This is a genomic window from Streptomyces pseudovenezuelae (assembly GCF_001513955.1).
Taxonomy (GTDB): Bacteria; Actinomycetota; Actinomycetes; order Streptomycetales; family Streptomycetaceae; genus Streptomyces; species Streptomyces pseudovenezuelae.
In genome coordinates this window covers 318,551-344,707 of record NZ_KQ948146.1, presented here as the reverse complement: position 1 = coordinate 344,707, position 26,157 = coordinate 318,551, and the positions used below count along the sequence as shown (strand labels likewise).

General features: G+C 72.1%; 20 protein-coding genes. 10 read left to right on the top strand and 10 right to left on the bottom strand.

Annotated features, from left to right (window positions below):
* Positions 1-12: 12 nt before the first annotated feature.
* Positions 13-1,128, bottom strand: a complete 1,116-nt coding sequence (locus AQI94_RS13660) for a chitinase (protein WP_031048102.1) — start codon at positions 1,126-1,128, stop codon at positions 13-15.
* A gap of 74 nt (positions 1,129-1,202) precedes the next feature.
* Positions 1,203-3,392 (bottom strand): RICIN domain-containing protein, encoded by a 2,190-nt coding sequence (locus tag AQI94_RS13655; RefSeq protein WP_031048099.1) that lies wholly within the window; start codon positions 3,390-3,392, stop codon positions 1,203-1,205.
* A gap of 674 nt (positions 3,393-4,066) precedes the next feature.
* On the opposite strand from AQI94_RS13655, the gene AQI94_RS13650 reads away from it, so the two are divergent.
* The 4 genes from AQI94_RS13650 (at position 4,067) to AQI94_RS13635 (ending at position 10,346) form a co-directional block, all read left to right on the top strand.
* Positions 4,067-5,146: a YihY/virulence factor BrkB family protein gene (locus tag AQI94_RS13650; protein WP_031048096.1), complete on the top strand. Its 1,080-nt coding sequence runs from the start codon at positions 4,067-4,069 to the stop codon at positions 5,144-5,146.
* Positions 5,147-5,202: 56 nt separating this feature from the next.
* Positions 5,203-5,751, top strand: a complete 549-nt coding sequence (locus AQI94_RS13645) for a phosphatase PAP2 family protein (protein ID WP_031048093.1) — start codon at positions 5,203-5,205, stop codon at positions 5,749-5,751.
* A 615-nt stretch (positions 5,752-6,366) separates the two neighbouring features.
* A complete protein-coding gene (locus AQI94_RS13640) occupies positions 6,367-9,336 on the top strand; it encodes an aminotransferase (protein ID WP_225890186.1) in 2,970 nt (989 codons plus the stop codon).
* Complete coding sequence (locus tag AQI94_RS13635; RefSeq protein ID WP_225890185.1) at positions 9,333-10,346, top strand: LacI family DNA-binding transcriptional regulator; 1,014 nt, start codon at positions 9,333-9,335, stop codon at positions 10,344-10,346. The genes AQI94_RS13640 and AQI94_RS13635 overlap by 4 nt, the downstream gene beginning before the upstream one ends.
* 31 nt (positions 10,347-10,377) lie before the next feature.
* On the opposite strand, the gene AQI94_RS13630 is transcribed toward AQI94_RS13635, so the two are convergent.
* The 3 genes from AQI94_RS13630 to AQI94_RS13620 form a co-directional block, all read right to left on the bottom strand.
* The gene (locus AQI94_RS13630; protein WP_031046055.1) at positions 10,378-11,445 is read right to left on the bottom strand and encodes a LacI family DNA-binding transcriptional regulator; all 1,068 of its coding nucleotides are present in this window, start codon (positions 11,443-11,445) and stop codon (positions 10,378-10,380) included.
* 120 nt (positions 11,446-11,565) lie between these two features.
* Positions 11,566-13,950 (bottom strand): beta-galactosidase, encoded by a 2,385-nt coding sequence (locus AQI94_RS13625; protein ID WP_031046058.1) that lies wholly within the window; start codon positions 13,948-13,950, stop codon positions 11,566-11,568.
* Positions 13,950-15,707 (bottom strand): glycoside hydrolase family 35 protein, encoded by a 1,758-nt coding sequence (locus tag AQI94_RS13620; RefSeq protein ID WP_031046061.1) that lies wholly within the window; start codon positions 15,705-15,707, stop codon positions 13,950-13,952. The genes AQI94_RS13625 and AQI94_RS13620 overlap by 1 nt, the downstream gene beginning before the upstream one ends.
* A 155-nt stretch (positions 15,708-15,862) precedes the next feature.
* Here AQI94_RS13620 and AQI94_RS13615 point away from each other — a divergent pair, with 155 nt between their 5' ends.
* From AQI94_RS13615 to AQI94_RS13605, 3 genes are all read left to right on the top strand, one after another.
* A complete protein-coding gene (locus tag AQI94_RS13615; RefSeq protein WP_031046064.1) occupies positions 15,863-16,516 on the top strand; it encodes a helix-turn-helix transcriptional regulator in 654 nt (217 codons plus the stop codon).
* Positions 16,513-17,490, top strand: a complete 978-nt coding sequence (locus AQI94_RS13610) for a threo-3-hydroxy-L-aspartate ammonia-lyase (RefSeq protein ID WP_031046067.1) — start codon at positions 16,513-16,515, stop codon at positions 17,488-17,490. The genes AQI94_RS13615 and AQI94_RS13610 overlap by 4 nt, the downstream gene beginning before the upstream one ends.
* A 150-nt stretch (positions 17,491-17,640) precedes the next feature.
* Positions 17,641-18,000, top strand: coding sequence for a cupin domain-containing protein (locus tag AQI94_RS13605; protein ID WP_031046069.1), 360 nt, complete (start codon positions 17,641-17,643; stop codon positions 17,998-18,000).
* A gap of 74 nt (positions 18,001-18,074) precedes the next feature.
* Here the strand turns inward: AQI94_RS13605 and AQI94_RS13600 are convergent, their stop codons facing one another.
* Positions 18,075-19,049, bottom strand: a complete 975-nt coding sequence (locus AQI94_RS13600; RefSeq protein ID WP_031046072.1) for an NAD(P)-dependent alcohol dehydrogenase — start codon at positions 19,047-19,049, stop codon at positions 18,075-18,077.
* 121 nt (positions 19,050-19,170) lie between these two features.
* Between AQI94_RS13600 and AQI94_RS13595 the strand changes: the two genes are divergently transcribed.
* The gene (locus AQI94_RS13595; protein ID WP_031046075.1) at positions 19,171-19,872 is read left to right on the top strand and encodes an SDR family oxidoreductase; all 702 of its coding nucleotides are present in this window, start codon (positions 19,171-19,173) and stop codon (positions 19,870-19,872) included.
* A 407-nt stretch (positions 19,873-20,279) separates the two neighbouring features.
* Here the strand turns inward: AQI94_RS13595 and AQI94_RS13590 are convergent, their stop codons facing one another.
* From AQI94_RS13590 to AQI94_RS13575, 4 genes are all read right to left on the bottom strand, one after another.
* A complete protein-coding gene (locus AQI94_RS13590; RefSeq protein WP_062229743.1) occupies positions 20,280-21,626 on the bottom strand; it encodes a vWA domain-containing protein in 1,347 nt (448 codons plus the stop codon).
* The gene (locus tag AQI94_RS13585; RefSeq protein WP_031046081.1) at positions 21,623-22,480 is read right to left on the bottom strand and encodes an AAA family ATPase; all 858 of its coding nucleotides are present in this window, start codon (positions 22,478-22,480) and stop codon (positions 21,623-21,625) included. The genes AQI94_RS13590 and AQI94_RS13585 overlap by 4 nt, the downstream gene beginning before the upstream one ends.
* Positions 22,481-22,614: 134 nt before the next feature.
* Positions 22,615-23,925, bottom strand: a complete 1,311-nt coding sequence (locus tag AQI94_RS13580; RefSeq protein ID WP_062229742.1) for an FtsX-like permease family protein — start codon at positions 23,923-23,925, stop codon at positions 22,615-22,617.
* Between the two features lie 3 nt (positions 23,926-23,928).
* Positions 23,929-24,714: an ABC transporter ATP-binding protein gene (locus tag AQI94_RS13575; RefSeq protein ID WP_031038328.1), complete on the bottom strand. Its 786-nt coding sequence runs from the start codon at positions 24,712-24,714 to the stop codon at positions 23,929-23,931.
* Between the two features lie 142 nt (positions 24,715-24,856).
* On the opposite strand from AQI94_RS13575, the gene AQI94_RS13570 reads away from it, so the two are divergent.
* Both AQI94_RS13570 and AQI94_RS13565 read left to right on the top strand, forming a co-directional pair.
* Entirely contained in the window at positions 24,857-25,501 is a 645-nt protein-coding gene (locus AQI94_RS13570) for a hypothetical protein (RefSeq protein WP_031038330.1), read from the top strand.
* A gap of 61 nt (positions 25,502-25,562) precedes the next feature.
* Complete coding sequence (locus AQI94_RS13565) at positions 25,563-26,156, top strand: hypothetical protein (RefSeq protein WP_031038331.1); 594 nt, start codon at positions 25,563-25,565, stop codon at positions 26,154-26,156.
* The last annotated feature ends 1 nt before the right edge of the window (position 26,157 follow it).

Below are 26,157 nucleotides of genomic sequence, written 5' to 3'. Positions count from 1 at the left end.
TCGTGCCCCTGTTCAGCAGTAGAGGTTGCCGCCGGGGGAGACCCCGAGGATCGACGTGAAGCGGTTGTAGGCGTCGACGCGGCTCTGCACCTGGGCCGGGTTGCGCCCGTCGCACTCCAGGGAGCCGTTGATGGAGCGGATCGTCTGGCCGAAGCCGGCCTGGTTGACCATGGCGTTGTGCGGGGTCATGGTGCCGGGGCCCGACTGCGTGTTCCAGTACCAGAGGCCGGTCTTCCACGCCACGGCGGAGTCGTTCTGCACCAGCCAGGGGTTGTTGAGCAGGTCGATCCCCAACGCGTCGCCCGCCGTCTTGTAGTTGAAGTTCCAGGACAACTGGATCGGTCCGCGACCGTAGTAGGCCGCCTGACCGGCCGGGCAGCCGTACGACTGGTTCCAGTCGCAGTAGGTCGGGTAGTTGGCGGTGTTCTGCTCGACGATGTGGACCAACCCGCCGGTCTCGTGGTTCACGTTGGCGAGGAAGGCCGCCGCCTCCTGCTTCCGCACCGTGTCGCTGCCGGTGCCGGCGAAGCCGGGGTAGGCGCTCAGCGCCGCGACCAGGCCGTTGTAGGTGTAGAAGGAGTTCCGGTTCGGGAACATCTGGTTGAACTGCGCCTCGGAGACGACGAATCCGGACGGTGTGCCGCCGCCACCGCTCGCGGGCGCGTTCCACTTCTGGTTGGCCGTACCCGCACAGGTCCAGATCTGGAGCCGGGTGCCGTTGGCGCTGTTGTTGTCCCGGACGTCCAGGCACTTGTTCGCGGCCGGGTTGACGATGTCGCGCGCGCCGGAGACCACCCACTGCTGGTTGGCGCCGCCCGAGCAGTCCCACAGCTGTACGGCCGCCCCGTCGGCGGTGCTGCGGTCGGCGATGTCCAGACACTTGCCGAGCGCCCGCAGGGTCCCGTCACCGGAGTCGGACCAGATCTGGGCGCCGGTGCCGTTGCAGTCGTAGAGCTGGACGGCGGTGCCGTTGGCGGTGGACGCGCCCGCCACGTCGACGCACTTCCCGGCGAGACCGGTGATCGTGCCGGAGGCGGCGTGCGCGGGTGTCACCGTGAGCAGCGCGGTGAGCACGGCGGCGAGGACGGCGAAGACCGCGAGGCGGCCACTGCGGAGGGATGAGGACATGGGTGGGCACGCTCCTTGAGGGGGGTGGGGGAGGCCGCCCCCCTGGCGAGGAGGGGGCGGCCGAAGGCGGAGCTCTACGGGTAGCTGGTCAGATTCGCCACATTGGTCGAGGAGTTGGACGGGCCGCCGGTGCCGTTGACGACATGCCGGATGGTGCCGGTGCCGCCGAGGGAGACCGTCACCATGCTCTGGAAGCGCACACCGGCGGTGTTCGGCGCCTCGATGGCCCGTTCCGCGACCACACCCGGGTTGACGTTGAAGTAGCAGTAGCTGCCGAGGCCGTAGGCCTGGTGGCTGGTGACGGAGTCGGCGACCTTGTAGGCGGCGTAGCCCTGCGTCGAACCGTTCGTCCAGGCCGCCTGGTTGGGCGGGTCGTAGGGCATCTCGTTCTGGTAGAAGTACGTGCGGCCGCCGTTGCCGTTCCAGACGGTCTGGTACTTCTGGTAGTGCTCGACGAACAGGCCGTACGCGGTGACGTTGTCGCCGTTGACGATCAGGCCCGTGTCCGCGGTGTTGGTGTTCCAGCCGACGCCGCTGCCGTGGTCGGCGCGCCAGATCCACATGTGGTCGCCGATGACGTTGTCGCTGTTGATGACGAGACTGGTGGTCGCCTTGCCGACGCCCGCGCCGCCGACGCGGAAGTACACGTCGTGCAGGGAGGTCGGGTTCGCGGCGTGGGACGCGGCGGAGCCGGCCGGCCCGACCTCCATCAGGGTGGGCGAGTTGGTGGTGCCGGCGTCGAAGAGGACGCCCGCGACCTTCACACCGTCGACGTCGGCCACCTTCATCGCGGTGACGCCGTTGTCCGGCACGAAGGTGGCGAGGCCCAGGCCGAGGACGACGGTGTCGGGGCGGGTCACCTGGAGCGTCTGGTTGAGGTGGTACACGCCGGGAGTGACCAGGAGGTTCTTGCCCGCCGCGAGTGCCGCGTTGATGTCCGCGGCACTCGCGCCCGGCTTGACGACGTAGAAGGTGTCCAGGGAGAGCGAGCTGCCGGGCGGGGTGCCGTTCGCCCAGCTGGTGCCCGTCGAGTTGGACCGCACCGACGGCACGAACACCTTGTAGGCGCCGTCGGCGTCGACGTACAGGAAGGGCTTCTCCCGGCTGACCGGGGCCTGCGCGACGGTGGTGTGGGGCGGGTTGGGGAAGGTGGTGCCGGGGACGCCCTGGCTGCCGACGAAGACCATGTTCCAGTTGGCGCCGGTCCAGCTGCCGAGCTGGGAGTTGCGGGTCAACCACTGTTGCTGGCTGCCGGAGTTGACCTGTCCGTCCACCTTGGTGTCGGCGAGCAGTCCGCCGCTGGACCAACCGTTGTCGTCCAGGGCGAGATTGCCGCGCAGATGCATGCGCCGGTACGCCGCCGCCTGCGACACCGCCCAACGGTCGCTGCCGTTCACGGGGTTGACGGACAGGTTCTCGGCGCCGCGCCAGAAGTTCTGGGTCGCGTTGCCCTGGAACCAGTCGGCCTCGGCGTGCACCGCCCCGTTGACCGTGACCGCGTCCGGGGTCAGGCCCAGCCCCGCGACCTGCGTGTAGAAGCCGACGTTGGCGTCCGCGGTGTAGGAGCCGGGCTTGAACAGGACGGCGTAGCGCTGGGAGCCGAACTGGTTGGTCTCCTGCTGCTGGAAGATCGAGTTCAGCCGGGACTGGATCGTCGAGGACGACATCGACGGGTCGAAGACGACCACGTTGGGGCCGAGATCGGGGTTCGTGGCGGACTGGGTCACCGGGACCACCTGGAAGCGCTGGGCCGCGCTGCCGTTGCACGTGTACTGCACGAACTGCACGCTGTCGGCGGTCGAGGCGCCCGGGTCGTCCAGGCACTTGCCGCTGCCCCGGTTGACGAAGTGGTAGGCGCCGCCGCCGTCGTGGACGGGCAGCCACTGCTGGTTGGCGCCCCCGCCGTAGGTCCACAGGTGCACGGGCGCGTTGTCGGCGGTGGAGACGTCGGCCACGTCCACGACCTGGCCGGTGTTGTTGCGGTTGTCGATGCGGACGTAGCCGTCGCCGGCGGCGGTGAAGCTCCACTGCTGGGCCGTGGTGGTGTTGCACGCGTACTGCTGGACGACGGTGCCGTTGGCGGTGCCGGCCGATCTGGCGTCCAGACACCGGCCGCTTGCCGCGTTCATGACAGTAGAAAAGCCGGTCGGGAGCGCGGTGGCGGCGGCGTGAGCGGGGGTGGGGAGGGAGATCAGGGCAGACGCGGCGGCCATGGTGACGAGCGTGGCGGCGCCGGATCTGCGAAGACGCGTGAGGGTGTGCATGCGCAGAGCCCTTCATGGGGGTGGGGGTGTCGCGAGGTGTCTGGCTGACCCGTGAACCTAAAGGTCTGGACCACTTACGTCAAGAGATGAAGTAAGGTTTGAGGGAAGGCGGTTGGTGTGGGGGAACACGCGAACCGCCCCCGCCTCCCAACGGATCGGGGAGAGCGGGGCGCGAAAAGGTTCCGGTGCGGCGGACTTGAGCGGCCGCCGGTGGGCACCCGGCTGCGTGTTGTCGGCCGGGAGGAACCCGCGTTGTGATCGCCGTCGCCGTGTCGCTGCTGCCCGCCCTGGGAGTGCTGCTGTATGCCATGGACCGCGTCGAGGACCGGTTGTCGGCCAGGTCGCCGGCCAGGTCGTCGGCCCCGCGTCACGCCAGAGGACGTCATCTGCGGCTGATCCGTGGCGGCGCCCCGTCCCGCAGCGAGCAAGGTCCTGCCGCAGGATCCGAGCGACGTCTCGACGCGGCGTGAGGGTGCCGGTGCCGCGCGGCGGTTCATGATCCGTGGCGTCATCCGTGGCGTCATCCGCGGCGTCATCTGCGTCTGATCCGTGGCGGAGTCCGGACTCGGGACGCGGAAGACGGTCCCCGCGCCGCCGCGGGGCGTCCGCGACCCGTTCGGGCGACTGCCTGCCGGAGTCCTGATTGGGCGGGGGTCCGGGGGTACTCGACGCACATGAAGCCGCATCTCCCTGGACGAAAAGACCACCACGGCAGCGACGAGGCTCCCGAGCGGGAGGTCCCCTCGTCCGAGGACGTGGGCCCCGGGCCCACCGTGGAGGAGCGTGCGCCGGACACGCCGGCGCACCTGCCGAAGGCGGCGTGGGGGGCGGTGCTGCGGGGCAGTCTGCGGGAGTTCAAGGACGACGAACTGAGCGACCGGGCCGCGGCGCTGACGTACTACGGCCTGTTGTCGCTCTTCCCGGCCATCCTGGTCCTGGTGTCGATGCTCGGTCTGACCGGCAAGTCGGCCACGGACACGGTGCTGAGGAACCTGAAGCAGTTCACCCCGGGCTCCGCCCGCGACATCATCACCAGTGCCGTCGAACAGCTGCAGAACAAAGCCGGCGTGGGCTCGGTCATGGCCGTCGTCGGCATCGTCCTGGCGGTGTGGTCGGCATCCGGGTACGTGGCCGCGTTCATCCGCTCGGCCAACCGCGTCTACGACATGCCGGAGGGCCGCCCGATCTGGAAGATCCTTCCGGTGCGGGTCGGCCTGACGGTCGTTCTCATGGTGCTGGCTGTCGTCAGCGCCCTGATCGTCGTCTTCACCGGCACCCTCGCCCACAAGGCCGGCTCGGCGCTCGGGATCGGCGACACCGCCCTGACGGTGTGGTCGATCGTCAAGTGGCCGGTCCTGGTGGTCCTGGTCACCATCATGATCGCGCTCCTGTACTGGGGCACCCCCAACGCCCGCGTGAAGGGGTTCAGGTGGATCACGCCGGGCAGCTTCCTCGCCCTGGTCGTCTGGCTGATCGCGTCCGCCGGGTTCGCGTTCTACGTCGCCAACTTCGCCTCCTACAACAAGACCTACGGCACGATGGCCGGTGTCATCGTCTTCCTGGTCTGGCTGTGGATCAGCAACCTGGCGATCCTCCTGGGGCTGGAGTTCGACGCCGAGACCGTCCGGCAGCGGGCCATCGCCGGAGGGCTGCCGCCCGACAAGGAGCCCTACACCGAGCCGCGCGACACCAGCACGTGGGACGAGCAGGACCTTCGCAGGCTGGACGACTCAGGGGCGGCGCGCGGCGAGTGACGGGTCGATCGGGATCCGGACCGCTTGTCCCGGGGAGCTTGGGACACCCGCAGGTCATGAGGTTGCTGACCGACGTGCACAAGGTGGACGAGGCTCTGACGCGGCGGGCGGCCGCCCGAATCCCGGCGGGCGTGGGCAAGGTGTTGTCGGCGGTGGAGGAGACCGCGGAGAGCACCAAGCTGTGGTGCGGTGCCGCCGTCGTGATGGCGTGGAAGGGCGGCGGGCGGGGCCGCAGGGCGGCGGCCGCCGGACTGGCCGCCCTGGCCATGGCCCAGCTGGTGTCGAACGGCCTGTGCAAGCAGCTGGCCGGACGTCCCAGGCCGCCCGCGGAGTGGATCCCGCACGACGAGGTCGACGACCGCCCCGACTCGTCCTCGTTTCCCTCCGGGCACACGGCGGCCGCGGTCGCCTTCACCGCCGCCGTCGCCCCCACCTGGCCGGTCGCGGGCGCGTTGTGCGCGGTGCCGGCCACGATGGTCGCCGTCGAACGGGTGCAGTCGGGCGCGCACTATCCCAGCGATGTCGCCGGGGGCGCCGCCATCGGCCTGGCGGGCGCCTGGCTCACGCGTCGCGCCGCGGCCCTGTTCCTGCGCCACCGCCCGTAGTCGTGCCACGACGCTGCCCGTAGCCGGGCCACGCTGCCGTCCGTGGTCGTGCCACGGCCACCGCCCGTAGTCGTGCCATGGCCGCCGCCCTTAGTCGTGCCACGCTGCCGGCCGTAGTCGTGCCACGGTCGCCGCCCGTAGCCGGGCCACGCTGCCGCCCGAGTCGTGCCACGGTCGCCGCCCGTGGCCGTGGCACGGCCCCCGCCCATAGCCGCGCCACGGGCCGCTGAACAGCGGCGATCCGTCGCGTGGGCCTTCGCATGGGCTTCCGCGTGGACGGGACGAGCGGATCGGGCCCGCAAGGAGCAGAGGAGGCGCCGGGGACGGCGGGAACGCGACGACCGCCGCCGCCGCGCGGGCGCCGGCATTCGCGGGGTGCGCGTCGGCCCGCTCGAACCTGCTGAGCGGGCCGACGTCACTGTGTGCCGGCAGCCCCACACCGCGGGCACACACGGCAAGCCACCGTGGGCCGCCGCCGCGGCTCCCCAGGGACCCGGCGTGCGGGTAACCCGTCTCCCCCGGGGTAATCCTCGTGAACCGTGACGCGTGAGACCGGAGAGGGACCGCCCTGTGCGTTGACCGGAGAACACGGTTCCGCCTACCGTCGTCCACGAGGTGCCGGAACGTTCCGGCAAGGTGCGGCGACGCCTCGCCGCGAAAGCGGAGCGGAGCGGACTCATGGGCCTGCCGTCCACGGAATGGCTGGTGCGACCCGTCGCACCGATCGACGAAGCCACCGCGTCGGCCGTGCTGGCGGCCCGGTTCGGGGTGCGGGGCAGTGTGCGGGACCTGGGCAGCCAGCAGGACCGCAACTACCGGGTGCGCGGCGACGCGGGGGAGTACGTCCTCAAGGTCGCCAACCCCGCCACCGCGACGGCCGAGCTGAGGGCCCAGTGCGAGGCCGTGGGGCACCTGGCGGACGCGCTGCCCGGCCTCCGGCTGCCCCGGGCGGTCCCCGGCGTCGACGGTGACGTGGTGCAGCCCTTCCCCCTGGAGGGGGCCGAACTCGCCTGTCGGCTGCTGGACTTCGTGCCGGGTGAGCCGATCATGGACAGCCGCTATCTCGCCCCGGCCGTCGTCGCCCGCCTCGGCACACTCGCCGGGCAGGTCGCCGCAGCCCTCGCCGACTTCACCGCCCCCGACCCCGACCGCTTGCGGCCCTGGGACCTGCGCAACGCCCTCGACGTGGTCGAGGCCCTCGCCCCGCACTGGCCGGACCGGACCCGCGCCGAGCGGGTGCTGAGCGCCGCCCGCACCGCGTACGCCCTCGTGGAGCCGCACGCGAAGGACCTGCCGGTCCAGTGCGTCCACGGCGACATCACCGACAACAACGTCGTCTGCGAGACGGCGAAGGACGGTCGGCCGATGCCCGTCGGCGTGATCGACTTCGGGGACCTCGGCAGCGGTTGGACCGTGGCGGAACTCGCCGTCACCTGCACCTCCGTCCTGCATCACCACGGCGCCGCCCCCGCCTCCGTCCTGCCCGCCGTCCGCGCCTTCGACGCCGTCCGCCCGCTCTCCGACGCCGAGTCGGCCGCACTGTGGCCGCTCGTCGTGCTGCGGGCGGCCGTCATGGTCGTCAGCGGCCAGTACGACGTCCTCCAGGACCCGGACAACGGTTACGCGTCCGACGCCCTGGACCGGGAGTGGACCATGTTCGAGGCGGCCGTCTCCGTCCCGGTACAGGTGATGACGGCCCAGCTGCGGGAGGCACTCGGCCGCCCGCAGCCGCAGATCACCGTCGCCCCCGCCCACCGCATGCTGCCGGACCTGCCCGACGACGTCCCGGTGCTCGACCTCTCACCCCAGAGCGACGACCTGCACACGGGCCGGTGGCTGGCGGCGGGCGCCGAAGCCGACCTGGCCTGCGGCCGTCCGGCGGCCCGCACCCGGCACGGCGAGTTCCGTCTGACCCGGACCACGATCGACACCACCGACGCGCCGGCGACCTGTGCCCTCGGAGTCGACCTGCACCTCGCGGACCCCCTGGAGGTCCGCGCACCCTGGGCGGGCACCCTCACCCGGCACGCCGACGGCACGCTCGACCTGCGCGGCGAGGGTCCCGTCCTGTGGCTGCACGGCATCGCCGGCCCGCCCGCGTCCGGGCCGATCGCCGCCGGACAGCGCCTCGGCACCGTCGCCGAGCGGGACGGCGGGCACACCCTCGGCCTCCAGCTGTCGACCCTGACCGACCGGAAGCCCCCTGGGTTCGCCACACCGGACCTGGCCGCCGGCTGGCTGGCGGTCAGCCCGGATCCGACGGCACTGATCACCGGGCGGGATGACCCGGCACAGCCGCCGGCCGACAAGGATCTCCTCGACCGCCGCGACCGGGCCTTCGCCGGCGTCCAGGAGCACTACTACGACGAGCCGCCCCGCATCGAACGCGGCTGGCGCCACCACCTCGTCGACACCCAGGCCCGCGGCTACCTCGACATGCTCAACAACGTGACCGTCCTCGGCCACGGCCACCCCGCCCTGAGCGACGCCGTGCACCGGCAGTGGCGGCGCCTCAACACCAACTCCCGCTTCCACTACGGCTCGGTGGTGGAACTCTCCGAGCGGCTCACCGCGCTGCTGCCCGCCGAACTGGACACCGTCTTCCTCGTCAACAGCGGCTCCGAGGCCGTGGACCTCGCCCTGCGCCTGGCCTGGGCCGCGACCGGACGGCAGGACACGGTCGCGGTCGAGGAGGCGTACCACGGATGGACGTACGCCGGCGACGCGGTCTCCACCTCGGTGGCGGACAACCCGAACGCCCTGTCCTCCCGCCCGGGTTGGGTCCACACCGTGGCCGCCCCCAACTCCTACCGGGGCCGCCACCGCGGCGCCGAGGCGGCACGGTACGGCCCCGAGGCCGCCGCGCGGATCACCGAACTCGCCGCGCAGGGCCGCCCGACCGCCGCCTTCCTCTGCGAGCCCTTCTACGGCAACGCGGGCGGCATCCCCCTCCCGGACGGCTACCTCCGGGAGGTCTACGAGGCCACCCGCGCCGTCGGCGGTCTGTGCATCGCGGACGAGGTGCAGGTCGGCTACGGCCGACTCGGCACCCACTTCTGGGGGTTCGAGCAGCAGGGCGTGATCCCGGACGTCGTCACCGTCGCCAAGGCGATGGGCAACGGACATCCGCTGGGCGCGGTGATCACCCGGCGCGAGATCGCCGACGCCTACCGCAGCCAGGGCTACTTCTTCTCCTCGGCCGGGGGCAGCCCGGTCAGCAGCGTGGTCGGGCTGACCGTGCTGGACGTGCTGCGCGACGAGCGGCTCCAGGACAACGCGCTCGCGGTGGGCGATCACTTGCGGGGGCGGCTGGAGGAACTCGCCGCCCGGCATCCGCTGATCGGCGCGGTGCACGGCTCGGGGCTGTATCTGGGCGTGGAGTTCGTCCGGGACCGCGAGAGCAAGGAGCCCGCCACCGAGGAGACCGCCGCGATCTGCGACCGGTTGCGCGAGCTCGGCGTGATCGTCCAGCCGACCTCGGACAGACAGTGCGTACTGAAGATCAAGCCACCGCTGTGCCTGACCCGGCGGAGCGCCGACGTGTTCGTCGCCGCGCTGGACGACGTGCTGACCCACGGCTGGTGAGGCGGGTGCGGGCCGGGAAGCCGAGCACGCCGGCCGGGCCCGGTGTGTCCGCCACCCTCGCCGACGTCGCCCGTGGAGCGGGGGTCTCCAAGACCACCGCGTCGGACGCGCTGCGCGGCCACGGCCGGGTGTCCGACGCGACCCGCCAGGCCGTCCTGGACGCCGCCCGACGCCTCGGGTACTCGCCCAACCGCAGCGCCCGCAGCCTGCGCACCTCCGTGACGGACACCATCGCGCTGCACATCCCGGAGTTCCTCACCAGCGCTGAGTACTACATGGCGTTCGTGTTCGGCGTCGCGGAACAGGCCGCGCGCGCCGGACTCAACGTGACCCTGGTGTCCTCCGGCCGCGTCCCACAGGTCGACGGACTGATCCTGTGCGACCCGATGCCGGACAACCCGGTCGTGGACCAGCTGATGAACGCGGGGCTCCCGGTCGTCACGGCCGAGACATACGGCGGGGACAGCCGGCCCTCCGGTGTGATCTGGTCCGACCACGGGACCTCCCTGACGGAACTCCTCGACCACCTGCGCGCGCGGGGCGCCCGCCGGCCCGTGCTCATCGCCTCCGACTCCACCGCCGACTGGACCCTCACCCTCCAGCAGACCTACGCGCACTGGTGTGCCGAGCACGGCATCCCACGGCTGCTGCGCAAAGCGCCGTTCGGTGCCGCGCCGGAGGTGTTGCGGGGCCTCGTGGGGGAGTTGCTCGCCGGGACGCCGGAGACCGACGCGATCGTGTGCGCGGCCGACGGGGCCGCGGCGGCCGTCCTGCCCGAGATCCGGTCCGCGGGCCGGGTCGTGGGCGAGGACCTGCTGCTGGCGTCCTGCGTGGACAGCCTGGCGATGCGGACCGCGGAACCACCGATCACCGCGATCGACCTGAGGCCCCGTCACATGGGGTCGGAATGCGTCCGGTTGCTCTGCGCGCTGCTCGCCGGCGAAGCGCCGCACGGCACCACCCGCACCCTGGCCATCGACATGGTCGTCCGGGCGTCCACGCGCGCGTGAGGCGTCAGGACGGACCGGGACGGCACCGCCCTCAGCGCCCCGGTGCCGCCCCGCTGCTCGCGCGGATCACGAGGTCGACGGGGACGAGGGAGTCGGGAGGCGGCGGCTCGGCCGAGTCGTCGATCCGGCTCAGCAGGAGCCGCAGGGACCGGGTGCCGATCTCCGCGAAGTCCGTGCGCACGGTCGTCAGCGGCGGCAGCAGATGCGCGGCCTCGGGGATGTCGTCGTAGCCCACCACGCTGATCTCGCCCGGCACCGAGCGGCCCGCCTCGTGGAAGGCGTGCAGGACGCCGAGGGCCATCTGGTCGTTGGACACGAACACCGCGGTGACGTCCCCGCGCGCGGCCAGCCGGCGCCCGAGGTGGTAGCCGGAGTCGGAGCTCCAGTCGCCGAACAGCGGTTCGGGGACCGGCGCCCCGGCCGCCTCCAGTGTGGAGCGCCAGCTCTCCAGACGCTGGTCCGCGGAGGTCCAGCCGCTCGGTCCCGCGATGTGCCACACGGTCGGGTGGCCGAGCCCCAGCAGATGCGCGGTGGCCTTGCGGGCGCCCTCGCGCGAGTCACCGGTGACCCGCTCGGTCTCCGCGTCGAAGCCGTTCTCCAGCACCACCAGCGGGGTGTCCAGACGGGTGTCCGCCAGGGCGCGGCCCACCCACAGCTGCGGGGCGATGGCGATCACCCCGTCCGCGCCCTCGGCACAGAGCCGGTCGACCGCCTCGACGACCGTCTCGTGCTCGGCCGAGTCCAGGGAGATGGAGCTCAGCAGATAACCGGCCTCCTGGGCCGCGGTGTTGATCGCGGTCAGGATCGCGGCCGGCCCGTAGCGCGCCGCGTCGAAGGTGATCACCCCGAGCATCCGGGTCCGCCCGCTGGCCAGCGACCGGGCGCTGCGGCTGGGCCGGTAGCCGAGGGTCCGCATGGCCGTCAGGACCGCCTCGCGGGTCTCGGGGCGCACGGACGGGTGCTCGTTGAGCACCCGGGAGACGGTCTGCTTGGACACACCGGCCAGCCGGGCCACGTCGTCCATCACCGGGCGCGCACCGGCGAAGTTGCGTCGGCTGCGCCCCTTCGGTACGGCTCCCTCGGCGGGGCTTGGGGTCATGGTGGCGGTTTCCTCGACGTGGTGGTGGCGGTGGTACGGCGGTCCCGGCCCGCCCGGGGAGCACAGCATAGGCGGGCCGGGACCGGGGATCCGGCAGGTGGACGGGGCTCCACGGGCAGGTCAGGACGCCCGGAGGGACCAGGTGTGCCGGGGGATCCACTCGGCGTGCGTGACGGCGGCCGTCTGCCGGGCACCGCGCGCCCGCTCGGGCAGATGGACCGGCGCCTCGGCGTGCAGCGGCAGCACCCGCAGCCGCAGACCCTCGGCGCGCAGCGTGTCCGCGGGCAGCCGGTCCAGGCCGATGTCCCAGACCCGCCCCGCGCAGAACTGGTCGGCGACCAGCGTGTCCGCCACGTAGGCCCGCCCCACGTCCCCGCTCCAGCGCAGCCGCAGCAGCGTCCCGGGCGGCAGTCCGTCCGGCACCTCGACGTGGTACTCGGCGGCCACGGTGTCGAAGTACTTGTCGGCCGGGAGGCTCGCCCGGCCCAGGACGCCGGTGACGCTCTCGGGGGCGGGACCGGCGGCCCGCACGAGGGTGACCCGGGGCGCGGAGGCCTCGACGGCCCGCGCCGCCGGGACCGCGTAACGGGTGAACACCCCGTCCGTGACCGCCTCCGCGCGCACCCCGTCCACCACCGGCGCCCGCTCGGGCGCGGGCAGCACGGCGAACGACGTGGCCGTCCCCGACCCGTGCAGCCGTACCTCGTCCCGGTCGAAGACCACACCGTCCCCGCTCAGCACCAGCCGCTCGGCACCCCACGCCTCGCCCCGGTAGGCGGTACGGGCCGTCGCCGCGTCCAGGACCAGCAGACCGGCCCTTCCGCCCTCGGCGGTGTCCACCTCCACGAGGGCCTCGGTCCCGGGACGCAGCCCGGTCACCAGCAGCCGGTCGCCGACCGGGGTGACGGCACCGCTGGGCGTGTGCACGGCCGACACCGTGGCCGCGTCGAGGGCGAGTTCGGGCGCGACGCCGTCCGTCGCGGCCAGCACCAGGACCGTCCGGCCGTCGACGTCGACCGTGCACACCGGCTGGGCGGTGGCCCACTCCAGCCGCAGACCGGCCACGTCGAGACGCAGCGGCCAGCAGAAGTACGCGCCGCTCGGGACCGTGACAGGAGTGCCGGGCAGCGTCAACTCCCCACCGCCCGAGGGAAACTCGACGGTGAACGACGTCTCGGGGTGCTCCGGCAGCCGCTCGTGCGGCTGGTGGTTGTTGACGAACAGGAAGCCCGAGGTGCCGTCACCGCGCACCGCCCAGCGCAGGGTGTCCCGGTCGAACTGCCCGTCCGGCAGCCGGTCGGGAAGCGTGGACCGCATGGGGGCGATCAGATGCCCGAAGTCCGCCAGCAGCAGGTGCTGGAGCCGGAGTTCGTGGTACGTCCGCCGGTACTGGCCGTACTCGCCGAGCGGTGCCTGGAAGTCGTACGTCAGGACGGGCAGGTCGTTGGGATAGCCGGTGGCGTGCGACTCCTGCAGGGTGCTGAGCTCACCTGCCGGGTTGGTGCCGCCGTGGAACATGTAGTAGCCCTGCCAGACCGAGCCGCAGCCGATCTTGGTGAGGCCGAGCGCGCCGATGTCATCGGGATCGACGTACGGCCTGCGGTGGTACGACACCGCCATGCCGCCGCCCAACTCGCAGGTGGCCCACGGGAACCGGTCCGCGAACGCGTCGGGTTCGCCGCCGCGCACGCGCACCGGGCGCAGATCGGATCCGATGCCCTCGTCGTCGCGCTGGTGGGTGAAGAAGAAGTGCTTGCGGCAGGTGTCGGGCCAGCCGCCGTCGGCCTCGGTCCAGAAGGCCTCGGTGTAGCCGCCGTACAACGGAAGGAGCTCGTCCGGCGGGAGTTGCACGCCTCCCCACGCGGTCGAGGTCCACAGGGGCGCGCTCAGGCCGGCCTCCTGGGCCATCCGCTTCAGCGTCAGCAGATGGCCGGGCTGGTCGTAGAGCTCGTTCTCGATCTGGATCGCCACGACCGGACCGCCGTGCGCCCGGTCGAGGCCGTCCAACTGGCGGGCGATCGCCGCGAACCAGGGGCGTACGGCGTCCAGGTACACCGGGTCGTCGGTGCGGGGCACGCAGTCGCGGGCCACGACCCAGTCGGGCAGACCGCCGTTCCGGACCTCCGCGTGCGACCAGGGGCCGATGCGGGGGATGAAGTCCAGGCCGTGCCGGGCGCACAGCTCGGCGAAGCGGCGCAGGTCGCGGTCGCCGTCGAAGCGGACGCGGCCCTCGATCTCCTCGTGGTGGATCCAGATGAGGTAACTGGCGACGGCGGTGACCCCGCCCGCCTTCATCTTCAGCAGTTCCTCCTCCCACTCACCGGCCGGACAGCGGGAGTAGTGGAACTCGCCGGACACCGGGAACCAGGGACGGCCGCCGCGGGTGAGCCAGCGGCTGGTGACCGCGATCGGGTCGGACACCCCGGGGGCGTCCGCGAAGGGCAGATGCCCGGTCAGCGGGGGCCCGGCGGCGTAGGGGAGGCGCAGACGGTGCGGATGGGACATCAGTCGGTCTCCGGTCCGAGGTCGGGCGTGTCCGTGAGCTGGGCGCGTGTGCCGGTGGTGGCGTGCAGTTCCAGCAGCACCAGGTCGTTGGTGCCGGGGCGCAGGACGGGGGCGGGGACGTACAGCGTGTGCTGGGGGCCGCGGTTCCAGTAGCGGCCGAGGTGGAAGCCGTTGACCCAGGCCTGTCCCTTGGTCCAGCCGGGCAGGGAGAGGAAGGTGTCCGCGGGGCTGTCCACCTCGAAGGTGCCCCGGTGGAAGGCGGGTACCGCGTCCGTGGTCGCCTCGGACGGCCCGAACGGCACGGCGGTCAGGTCGTCCAGCGGCACGGGCCGGCACTCCCAGCCGCGCAGTGCGGTGCCCTGGAAGGACACCGGGCCGAGCAGTCCCTTGGGCGCTCCGATGCGTGGCCCGTAGTTGACCCCGCCCATGTTCTCGACCAGGACCTCCAGGACGGCACCGGCGTGCGGGACCCGTACGGACAGCGTCTCGTCGTGCCGCTCACGCTCCAGTACGCCCACGCAGGCGCCGTCCACGAAGACCTGGGCGCGGTCCCCGACGCCGCCCGCGAAGTGCAGCAGCCCGTCGCCCGAGCCGGGAAGCGTGGCGCGGTAGAGCACGTAACCGGTGTGCACGCCCAGGTCGTTCATCGTCACGGGGGTCTCGGTGTGCGTCGACGAGATCCCGCGGAGGTACGGCAGCAGCTGCGCCCGGTGGTCCAGGTCCACGTCGGTGAGCGGGAGCCGGGGCGCGATCGGGGGCACCGGCTCGTCCGGCGTGGCCGTGTGACGGGCGATCACCTCGCGGAACGCGTGGTACTTGGGGCCGGGGTCGCCGCTCTCGGTGAGCGGGGCGTCGTAGTCGTAGGACGTGACGGTGGGCTCGTAGGCGTGCTTGTGGTTGGCGCCGTTGGTGAAGCCGAAGTTGGTGCCGCCGTGGAACATGTAGATGTTGACCGAGGCGCCGGCCGACAGCAGGCGGTCCAGGTCGGCGGCGGCGTCGGCGGCGGACCGTACGTGGTGCGGGCCGCCCCAGTGGTCGAACCAGCCGATCCAGAACTCCGAGCACATCAGCGGGCCTTCGGGCTGATGAGCGCGCAGGGCGGCCAGGTTCTCCTCGACCCGGCTGCCGAAGGTGACCGTGGCGAGCGTGCCCGGGAGGGTGCCGGCCGCCAGGTGCTCGGCGTTCGCCTGGTCGCAGGTGTACAGCAGCTCCTCGACACCACGGTCCCGCAGCGCCTGGTGGACGTGCTTGAGATACGCGGTGTCGTCGCCGTACGCCCCGTACTCGTTCTCCACCTGCACGGCGATCACCGGACCGCCGTGCGCGGCCATGAACGGCCGGAGCACGGGCAGGAGCCGGTCGAGGTAGCCGTCGAACGCCGCCGTGAACCGCGGGTCGCTGCTGCGCGGCCGGATGCCGGGGTCCGCGAGCAGCCAGGCGGGCAGACCGCCGTCGTCCCACTCGGCGCAGATGAAGGGCCCCGGGCGCAACAGGACGTGCAGGCCCTCGTCCTGGGCGAGACGCAGCCAGCGGGGCAGATCGAGGAAGCCGTCCAGGACGAGCCTGCCCGGCTCGGGCTCGTGGAGGTTCCACGGCAGATACGTCTCGACGGTGTTGAGGCCCATCAGCCGGGCCTTGCGCAGCCGGTCGGTCCACTGGTCGGGGTGGATACGGAAGTAGTGCATGGCCCCGGAGATGATCCGGAACGGTTCGCCGTGCAGGAGGAAACCGTCGGTGGACGTCGTCAGAGCGGGCATGCGGGGCATCCCTTCGAGTCAGCGGGAGTGCAATGTTACCGGTAACATGACAGCCGTCAAGATCCGCGGACAGGGTGGAAAGGGGTAACAGGATTGGACTGGTGGTCCAGAGGGTGGATTGCTAGTCTGGACGTACTGGTGGAGGGGAGGCCGTGATGGAGGCCGAGCGGGACGCGATCATCGCGGCGCTCACACCGGTCGTCGACGGGATCGCGGCGACCTTCGGACCGGTGTGCGAGGCGGTGCTGCACGACTACCGCAGACCGGAGCACTCGGTGGTGGCCGTCGCCGGCTCGCTGACCGGGCGCACGGTGGGCGGGGCCATGAGCGAGATCGGCATGCGGATGCTCACGCGCGGCGACGAGGCGGCCGACGAGCTGAACTACGTCACCCGGACCGACACCGGCAGGCTCCTCAAGTCGTCGACGATGCTGCTGCGGGACTCCTCGGGCCAGGTCTTCGGCGCGTTGTGCGTCAATGTCGACGTCACCGCGGCGAGCGAGGTCCACGCCCTGCTGGGCGCCCTCGCCGGCACCGCCACGGCTCCCGCGGAACCGCCCGTCACCGCCTTCGGTGACGACATCGACTCCGTCGTCGACGTCATGCTCGACGCGCACCGGCACCAGTCGTGGGCGCTGCTCGACCGCGCCGGGCGCCTGGACCTGTTCCGCAGCCTGGACGAACGGGGCGTGTTCGCGGTCCGGCGGGCGATCGAGCAGGTGGCCGGACGGCTCGGGATCTCCCGTGCCTCCGCCTACAGCTATCTGTCCCAGTCCCGAAAACAGGCGAACACCGGAGGCCACTCGTGACGACCACCACCCCGCCGGTCACCCTGGACGACGTCCGGGACGCGGCGGCCCGGCTCAAGGGCGTCGCGCACCGCACACCGGTGCTGCGCTCGCGGACCCTCGACACCCTGGTCGGCGCCGAGGTCTTCCTCAAGTGCGAGAACTTCCAGCGGGTCGGCGCCTTCAAGTTCCGCGGCGCCTACAACGCGGCCTCCCGGCTCGCCCCGGAGCAACTGGCCCGGGGCATCGCCGCCTACTCCTCCGGGAACCACGCCCAGGCCGTCGCCCTGGCCGCCCGCGAGCTCGGCACCACCGCGGTGATCGTCATGCCCGAGGACGCCCCGGCCTCCAAGCGGGCGGCCACCGAGGGCTACGGCGCCGAGATCATCACGTACGACCGCTACACCGGCGACCGCGAGGCCATCGCCCAGGCCCTGGCCGCCGAGCGGGGCCTGGAGCTCGTCCCGCCGTACGAACATCCGCACGTGATGGCGGGACAGGGCACAGCGGCCCTCGAACTCCTGGAGGAGACGGGCGAGTTGGGTGCGCTGCTCGCACCGGTCGGAGGGGGCGGGCTGATGGCGGGCAGCGCGACCGCCGCCAAGGGCCTGCATCCGGGCATCCGCATGATCGGTGTGGAGCCGGAGGCCGGTGACGACACCATGCGGTCCCTGGAGGCGGGGCGGCGCGTCAGCATCCCGGTGCCGAAGACCATCGCCGACGGACAGGCCCTCGACACGCCCGGCGAGCTGACCTTCTCGGTGAACCGGCGGCTGGTCGACGAGATCGCGCTGATCTCCGACGACGAGATCCGCGCGGCCATGCGATTCGCCTTCGAGCGGCTGAAGATCGTCGTCGAGCCGAGCGGCGCGAGCGCACTGGCCGCCCTGCTCGGCGGGCGGGTGAGCGGCCTGCCGGACCGGGTCGGGGTGATCGTCTCCGGTGGCAATGTCGACGCGGACCGCTTCGCGCGGCTCTGCGCGGGCGGGGACTGACCGCTGCGCCCGTCACCCGAATGGCGGGCCCGGCTGGACAGGCGGACGATGGGGTGATGGGGCTCGGCCCCCGCCGGTGCTGCCCAGGAAGGGCGGGAGACGGAGACCGGCCCCGGCCGTACCGCAACACGGCCGGAAGGGAGAGCCGTCATGTTTGAGGTGAAGACGCTCGACAAGCCGGACGAGCGCCGCGACTTCCCGCGTGGCCACCTGGAAGCGGTCCACATGAGCGGACTGGACTTCGCCGTGGGCACCTTCGAACCGGGCTGGCGCTGGTCGGAGTCCGTGGGTCCCATCGCGGGCACCAAGAGCTGCGAGGTCCACCACAACGGATACGTGGTCCAGGGCCGTATGCACGTCGTCATGGACGAGGGCGGCGAGGGCGAAGTGGGTCCCGGCGACATCTTCGTGCTGGCCCCCGGGCACGACGCCTGGGTCGTCGGCGACGAGCAGTGCGTGGTCTACGACTTCGCGGGGGGCATGGCGAAGGACTACGCGAAGGGCCAGTGAGGCACAGCGCTCCCGGTCCGTCCCACCGCACGCCGTGACGGCACCGGCACCGCTCACCGCTCACTACGCACCGCTCACACCGTGACGACGATCTTCGCGCGCGCGTGCTCCACCTCCAGATGCCGGATGGCCTCGGCCGCCTCGTTGAGCGGGTACGTCCGCTCGACGACCGGGGCGATCCTGCCCGCCTCGGTGAGTTCCCGCAGTGCCGCGAGGTTCTTCCTGCTCGCGCGGGCCGGAAGCTGCAGGACACGCTGGCGCACGAAGGGGGAGAGCAGCCGCCCGCCCAGCAGGAGCCGCATCGGACCGAGGACGCTGCCGCCCTCGTAGACACCGCCGCCGGACAGGACGATCGTCCCGCCGGGGGTCGTCGCGCGCCGCAGATCGCCCAGGGACCGATTGCCCACCAGGTCCAGCACCACGTCGTGGCGGCGTCCGGTCCGGGTGAAGTCCTCCCGGGTGTAGTCGACGATCTGGTCCGCCCCGAGGGAGCCGACGAGTTCGACGTTGCGTGCGCCGCACACACCGGTCACCTCAGCCCCGTACGCCTTCGCGATCTGCACGGCGAAGGTCCCCACGCCGCCCGACGCGCCGTTCACCAGGACGGACTGTCCGGCCCGGACTCCGGCCACGTCCCGCACCCCGATGAGCGCGGTGTTCGCGGCCAGCGGCATCGCGGCCGCCTGCTCGAAGGAGAGGCCGGCGGGCTTGAGGTCCGTTTCGCCGTCCTTGGCGCAGACGAACTCGGCGAAGGTCCCGTCCGCCTCGCCGTACACCTCGTCGCCCGGACACAGGCCCTTGACCTCGGTGCCGACGGCCTCGACGCGGCCCGCGAAGTCCCGGCCCCGGATCCGCACCTTCGGCGCGCGCAGCCCGAACGAAAGCCGGGCGATCTTCGGGTCGCCGTGCAGGTAGTGCCAGTCGTAGGCGTTCACCGAGGCCGCGTGCACGCGCACCAGCACCTCGTCGGCGGCCGGCACGGGCTGCTCGACCTCCCTCAGCTCCAGTGTGTTCACCGAGCCGTACCGGTCCTGGACGACTGCCTTCATGGGTCCCCCTCCGTCGCTTCGGAGCGTAGGGAAGAGGTCTCGCCTTGCCATCGGAAACCGATCGGTTTACTCTGGCGGCGTAGGTAAACCGATCGGTTTCTCAACGTTGCTGGAGACTCCCATGACCACCATCGAAGGTTCCGTCGCCCTGGTCACCGGCGGCAGCCGAGGCATCGGCCGGGCGCTGGTGACGGCCCTGTACGAGCGTGGGGCGAAGAAGGTGTACGCCACCGCCCGCGACCCGCGGACCGTCACCCACCCCGACGCGGTGCCGCTGGCCCTGGAGGTGAGCGACCCCGCCTCCGTGGCGGCCGCCGCCGAACAGGCCCAGGACGTCACCCTGTTGATCAACAACGCCGGCGCGTCCGTGAACGCGAGCTTCCTGGACGCCCCCGTGGAGGACGTCCGCCGCGAGTTCGAGACCAACTTCTTCGGACCGCTCCTCGTCACCCGCGCCTTCGTGCCGGTCATCGAGCGCAACGGCGGCGGCCACATCCTCAACGTCCACTCGGTCCTGTCGTGGCTCGGCGTCGCCGGTTCCTACAGCGCCTCCAAGGCCGCCCTGTGGTCGCAGACCAACTCCCTGCGCCTGGACCTGAGGCCGCGCGGGATCGAGGTCACCGGACTGCACGTCGGATACGTCGACACGGACATGACCGCGAAGATCGACGCCCCGAAGGTCACGCCCGAGAGCGTGGCCGCGCAGGCCCTCGACGGCATCGAGGCCGGCGCCTTCGAGGTCCTCGCCGACGACCTCACCCGTCAGGTGAAGGCCGGACTCGCCGCGGATCTCTCGGCGCTGTACCCGCAGCTGGCGGCCTGAGCCACGCCGGCGACGGGCCAGCCGTCGGCGCGGACGGTACACCGACGAGTCCGGCCCCCTCCGCCCATGCGGGCCGGGATCGCCGTGATCGCCGGCCCGGCGCGGGTTCCACGACCTGAACTGGACGTCGACGTCAGGGCCGAGGAGATGCCGGCGGCCTTCCCGATCGACCGACCCTCTCGTCGACCGTTGACCGTTGACCGTCGCCTTGGCGCCGGGGGCATCCGGGCGACCGTGTCCCGTTCGAGCGTCGGCGCGGACGGTACACCGACGAGTCCGGCCCCCTCCGCCCATGCGGGCAGTGATCGCCGTGATCGCCGGCCCGGCGCGGGTTCCACGACCTGAACTGGACGTCGACGTCAGGGCCGGGAGATGCCGGCGGCTTTCCTGGGCGACCCCGCGGGCGGTCAGATCGGCAGCAGTCGTCCCACCAGGGCGCTGAGCTGGCGGACATTGCGGCACTCGTGCATCTCCACCGACTCGGCGTACTCGTACGCGGCCGAGTCGCCCGTGCCCCACTGCGCCCGCGCCTCCGGGTTCAACCAGTAGACGCGGCGCGCCCGTTCGGTGATCTCCCGGACGGCGGGCAGGTTCGGGTCGCTCATGTTGGTGCGGGCGTCACCGAGGACGAACACCGTCGTGCGCGGGCTCAGCGCGTCCCCGTACAGCGACGCGAACTCGCCCAGCGCCACGCCGTAGTCGCTGCTGCCGTGCCATCCCGTGAGCGTGGCCTCGGCGCGGATCCGGGCGCTCAGCCCTTCCGCGTCGGCCGCCCCGTGCCGCAGGAGCCGGGTGACCTCGTCGATACGGTTGACGAAGGCGAACACCCGCACCTTGCTGAACTGGTCGTGCAGCGCCTGCACCAGCAGCATCGTGAAGTCCGAGAACCCCGACACCGAGCCCGACACATCGCACAGCAGCACCAGTTCGGGCCGGGCCGGCCGGCGCCTGCGCAGCACCGGCTTCATCGGCACCCCGCCCGTGGACAGCGAGCCGCGCAGGGTGCGCCGTAGATCGATACTGCCCCGGGCGGCGCGTCGGCGGCGGGCCGCGAGCCGGGTGGCGAGCTTGCGGGCCAACGGCTGGACCGTGCGCCGCAGTTCGGCGAGCCGGTCCTTCCCCGCGAACAGGAAGTCGACCCGGTCGGTCGTCGGCGCCACCGCCCGCCGCGCGATCCGGTCCCGGTCCCGCCGCTCCGCGACCCGCCGCCGGGCCTCCGTCGCCACCAGCGCGCGGAACGCCTCGATGCGCCGCCGGATCTCGTCCTCCAGCAGCCGGTCGGTGAACCCGGACATGCCCTGCCGCCCCCGCACGTCGTCCCGGACGCGCGCGAGCAGGGTCTGCGGGCGCAGCCGGTCGAGGGTCTGGTACGACGACCAGCCGTCCGAGGAAGGGGAGTTGCCGTATCCGCCGAATCCGTCGACGGCCTCTGCCGCGAGGCGGGCCAGCAGGCTCTCGTCGTTCGCGGCCAGGGCCCCGGCGAGCCGCTCGCGCAGGTCGTCCCGGTCCGGTGGACCGGTGTCGGGCCCGCCGACGCCCCGCGGGAAGTAGAGGTCGAAGACCGGGTCGAACACCGGCCGTTGGGCCGTGCTGTGCAGCAGAGTCGCCGCCAGGCCCTCCCGCAGCAGCTCGCGGTCGGCGAACCCGAGCGCCTCGACCGCCTGCGCCGCGTCCACCGTCTCGCCCGTCCCGATCCGCACGCCGTGCGCGCGCAGGGCGCCGACCAGGGAGGTGAGCCGCTCGGCGGTGCTCACACCGCGTCCAGGTCGAGCTTGGCCCCGGCCTTGAGGATGTCGTCCTGGTGCTTGAGGAGCACGCCCAGGCTGTCCCGAACGACCGTCTCGTCGAGGTGGTCCGCGCCGAGCGCGAGGAGCGTACGCGCCCAGTCGATGGTCTCGGCGACCGAGGGCACCTTGCGCAGGTCCATGGCCCTGAGCGCTCCCACGACCCGGACCACGGACTTCGCCAGCGTCTCGTCGAGCCCCGGCACCTTCAGCCGTACGATCCGCCGCTCCAGCTCCTCCTCCGGGAACCCGATGTGCAGGAACAGGCAGCGGCGGCGCAGGGCCTCCGACAGCTCGCGACTGGCGTTGGAGGTGAGGACGACGAAGGGTCGGCGGGACGCGGTGATCGTGCCCAGCTCGGGAACCGTGACCTGGAAGTCGCTGAGCACCTCCAGGAGCAGCCCCTCGACCTCGACGTCCGCCTTGTCGGTCTCGTCGATCAGCAGCACCTTGGGCTCGTCGCCGCGGATCGCCGTCAGAAGGGGCCGGGAGAGCAGGAACTCCTCGCTGAAGATGTCCGTGCGCGCCTCGTCCCAGGTCTCGTCACGCCCCGCGCTGATCCGCAGCAACTGCTTGGCGTGGTTCCACTCGTACAGCGCCCGGGACTCGTCCACGCCCTCGTAGCACTGGAGCCGCACCAGACGCGCGTCGGCGACCTCGGCCACCGCCTTGGCCAGCTCCGTCTTGCCGACCCCGGCGGGGCCCTCGACCAGGAGCGGCTTGCCGAGCCGGTCGGCGAGGAACACGGTCGTGGCGACCGCGGGCGAGGCGAGGTAGCCGGTCTCGGCGAGGCGTGCGGAGACGTCGTCGACGGATGTGAACAGCAACGGGGCCTCCCGGGCGGCGCGAACTCGTACCGCCAACTATCTAAGCGCTTGTTCACCGGTTCTGTCACGTGGTGGGAGCGGGCACGGCCACGGGCGCCACCGAGGTGACGCCCGTAGTCCGCCGGTGCTCCTCAGGCCGCCAGTCCCACCGCCTCCACCGCCGGGGTGCGCAGCACCCGGCGGGCCGTGGCCAGGCTCGTCCCGATCGTCGCGGCCGCCGCGATCGCCGCCACCGCCAGCCAGATGCCGAGACCCTGATGCGGCAGCACCGAGTCGGTGCGGACGACCGTGAACGGGATGATCCCGGCCAGCGCCGCCACGGTGCCGAAGAACAGCCCGAGCGCCGTGAGGATCAGCCCCTCCACGCCCACCGTGCCCAGCACCTGTCGCGGGCTCGCCCCGGCCAGCCGCTGCTGCCCGAACTCCCGGCCGCGGTAGGTCGTCGCCGCGTACAGCGAGTTGACCAGCATCACGCACACGAACACCACGATGATGCCGACGACCGTGAGGTTCAGCGTCTGAAGGTTCTTCGCGTCGACCGTCTTCACCGCGCCCGAGGCCTTCACGGCGTCGCTCTCCACGCCCTGCATGGACAGCGTGGCGACGGACACTGCCGTGAACAGGATCAGCGACATCAGGATCCCGGAGAGGTGGTCCGCCCGCCGGCGCAGGTTCCGCACGGCCAGCCAGCCGCTCGCCCCGGTCAGCGGCAGCCGGTCCAGGACACCCTTGAGCAGCCGCGGCGCGAGCAGCGCGCACCCCACCGACAGCAGGATCGCCCCGTACGCCGGCGTCGCCATGAGCGCCTCGTCCGTCGCCGAGAAGGCGAAGGTGGAGATCACCGAGACGGCCCCGGTGCCGAGTGCGGCGTACGCCAGGACCGTGCGCGCCCGGCCCCGCTGCCGACGCCCGCGGCCGGCCCGTCGCACCGCGAGGAAGGCGGCGCCCGCCGCCGCGACCAGCGTGATGTCGACGCCCGACATCAGCGCCACGGGGCCGAAGGAGGGCTCGACGTTCTCAGCGACCTGCCCGCTGTCCTGGAAGACGCCCAGGAGCGCCCGCCCGCCCAGCATCGCCGGACCGATCGCGAGCACGGTACCGATCAGGGCGACCGCCACGGACTCGCCCACGACCATCCGCCTGATCTGCCCCGGCGTCGCCCCCGAGCAGCGCAGCAGCTCCAACTCACCCGCCCGCTGACGGACGTTGACGGTGAGTGTCGAGGCCACGGCGAAGAACACCAGGAGGGTGCCGTAACCGCCGACCACACTCGCCGAGGTGGTCAGGGTGTCCGAGCTCACCGCGTCGACACCCGGCTGAGCCGCCGTGTCGTACAGCGAGTTGAACGTCATGATGATCCCCGCGCCCAGGAAGGCGGCGAGCAGGGTCGCGAGAAACCGTCCGGGCCGTTGCCGTATCGACCGCATCGCCAGCATGAACATCTCTCACACCCCCGCCGTCACGTCGTCGCCCAGGTGCGCGAGGCGCTCGGCCACCGCGTCCGGCGTCGGGGCGTCCAGCCGGCCCGCGAGCCTGCCGTCCGCGAGGAACAGCACGGAGTCCGCGTAGGAGGCGGCGACCGGGTCGTGGGTCACCATCACCACGGTCCGCCCGTGCACCCGCACCGCCTCCTGGAGCAGCCGCAGCACGTCCCGCGCGCTGCGGGTGTCCAGGGCGCCGGTCGGCTCGTCCGCGAAGATCACCCGGGGGTCCGCGACCAGCGCGCGGGCGATGGCCACGCGCTGCCGCTGACCGCCGGAGAGCTGGTCGGGCCGGTGGCCGAGCCGGTCGCCGAGACCGACGGCCGTGAGGACCTCCGTGACCCGCCGCCGGTCCACCTTCCGCCCGGCGAGCTTCAGCGGCAGGACGGTGTTCTGCGCGACCGTCAGCGTCTCCAGCAGGTTGTACTGCTGGAACACGAACCCCACCCGCCCGCGCCGGAACCTGGTCAGCTCCGCCTCGCCGCCACCCGTGAGCTCCGTGCCGTCCACCCGTACGATCCCGCTGTCCGGCCGGTCGAGCCCGGCCGCGCACTGCAGCAGCGTGGACTTGCCGGACCCCGACGGACCCATCACCGCGGTGAAGGTGCCCCGGGCGAGGCTCAACGTGACGCCGTCCAGGGCGGTCACGGCACTGTCGTCCGTGCCGTAGGTCCTGCTGACCTTCACCAGCCGCAGTGCCTCCGCGGCGGGTCCCGCGTCGTGCCCGCGTCGTGCAGTGGTGTGAAACATCGTCGTCCCCCTTCGTCCGGCACGCCGTGTGCCTCGCTCAAGAAGCTACGCAGACACGGACCCGGGCACATGGGGCGCAGAACCCGTCTTCCGAGGTGTACTCAGTGACACCCTCCCGGCGGATACGGCAGGGTTGACCGCCATGACCGACGGAATAGCCTGGCTCGCCGAACCGCAGTCCATCGCCTGGGGCGGCTACAGCGTGGTGATCGCACCCGACCTCGAATCGGAGTCCCTGGCGCGACGTGTCGCCGAGACCGCCCACCGTCCCTACCGGCCCCGCGCCATCGGCGAACTCACCGGCCGCCAGGTGCAGGACCTGCTGGAAGGTCTGCACGGAGAGGTGCTGGACGGCATCGCCCTGCGCCACGGCGAGCTCGACGAGTGGTCCTACGTCATCAAGTACGGCGGCTGGCAGGGCGAGTTCGGCACCGGCACCCGGCCGGTCGACCGCGGCGGCCTGCACGTCCACCACCTGGAGTACGAGGAGGAGAACGGCAAGCCGGTGCCCCCGAGCTTCGCCTACCGCCACGACGAGAACCTGATGTGCGCGTTCAACCTGCACCTGGACGGCACTTGGGGGTACGGCAGTCCCGAGGGCGACCCCGAGGTGGTCGCCGCCGTCCAGCAGCGGCTCACCGCCGCCGGACTGCCCGACGACGACCTGGAACACCGTGCCGTGCACCGGGCCTGCCTGGAGGTGCTCCAGCAGCACTTCGGCCTCACCCTGCCCCGCGAGCGGATCCTGGAGGACACCCTGCCCACGCTTCTGCTGACCGGTCCCTGAGGCGGGGGCCGTTGAAGGCGATCGGGGCGCGTTGTCAGTGGGGCGCTGTACTTTTCGGCGCATGGGGATCTATCTGGTGAGCGTGGGCGCTCGGGAGTGGTTCGACGCGGACGAGGAGGAGGGCATGGGGGCTGTCGCCGCTGGGTTGAACGAGGAACTGCGCCGCCGGGGGCTGCCGCCGTACGAGTCCGTGCCCGAGGAGACGGAGTTCGTCCGCGGGTCGGGGACGCGGTTCGAGGAGAAGCTGGTCCCGCCCATGGAGGGCTTTCTGCGGCTGGCGCAGGACCGGCTGGCGCCCTCCGAGCCGGAGTCCCTCCTCGACTGGTCGGTGCTGGTGCCGGTGCCGCTCGACGTCGAGATCGAACTGCCCGTCGAGTCCTCCTACTCGGACACGACGGTGATCGCCGGAGCACCACGGATCCTCGACCTCGCGGGACGGCTGGCCGAGGCCGTGCGCCTGCCCCTCGACGAGATACCCGAGGCCTGCGACAACCTCGACCTCACCATGTGGTTCCTGGACGGCGAGGCGAAGCGGGTCGCCGAGGCACGCCCCGGGCCCTGGGCCGAGGACCTCGACGCCACGTTCTACGTGGCCCTGTACCTGCGCGCCGCCCAGCACTCCCTGCGGCGCGGCTGCCCGATCGTCTACAGCTGAC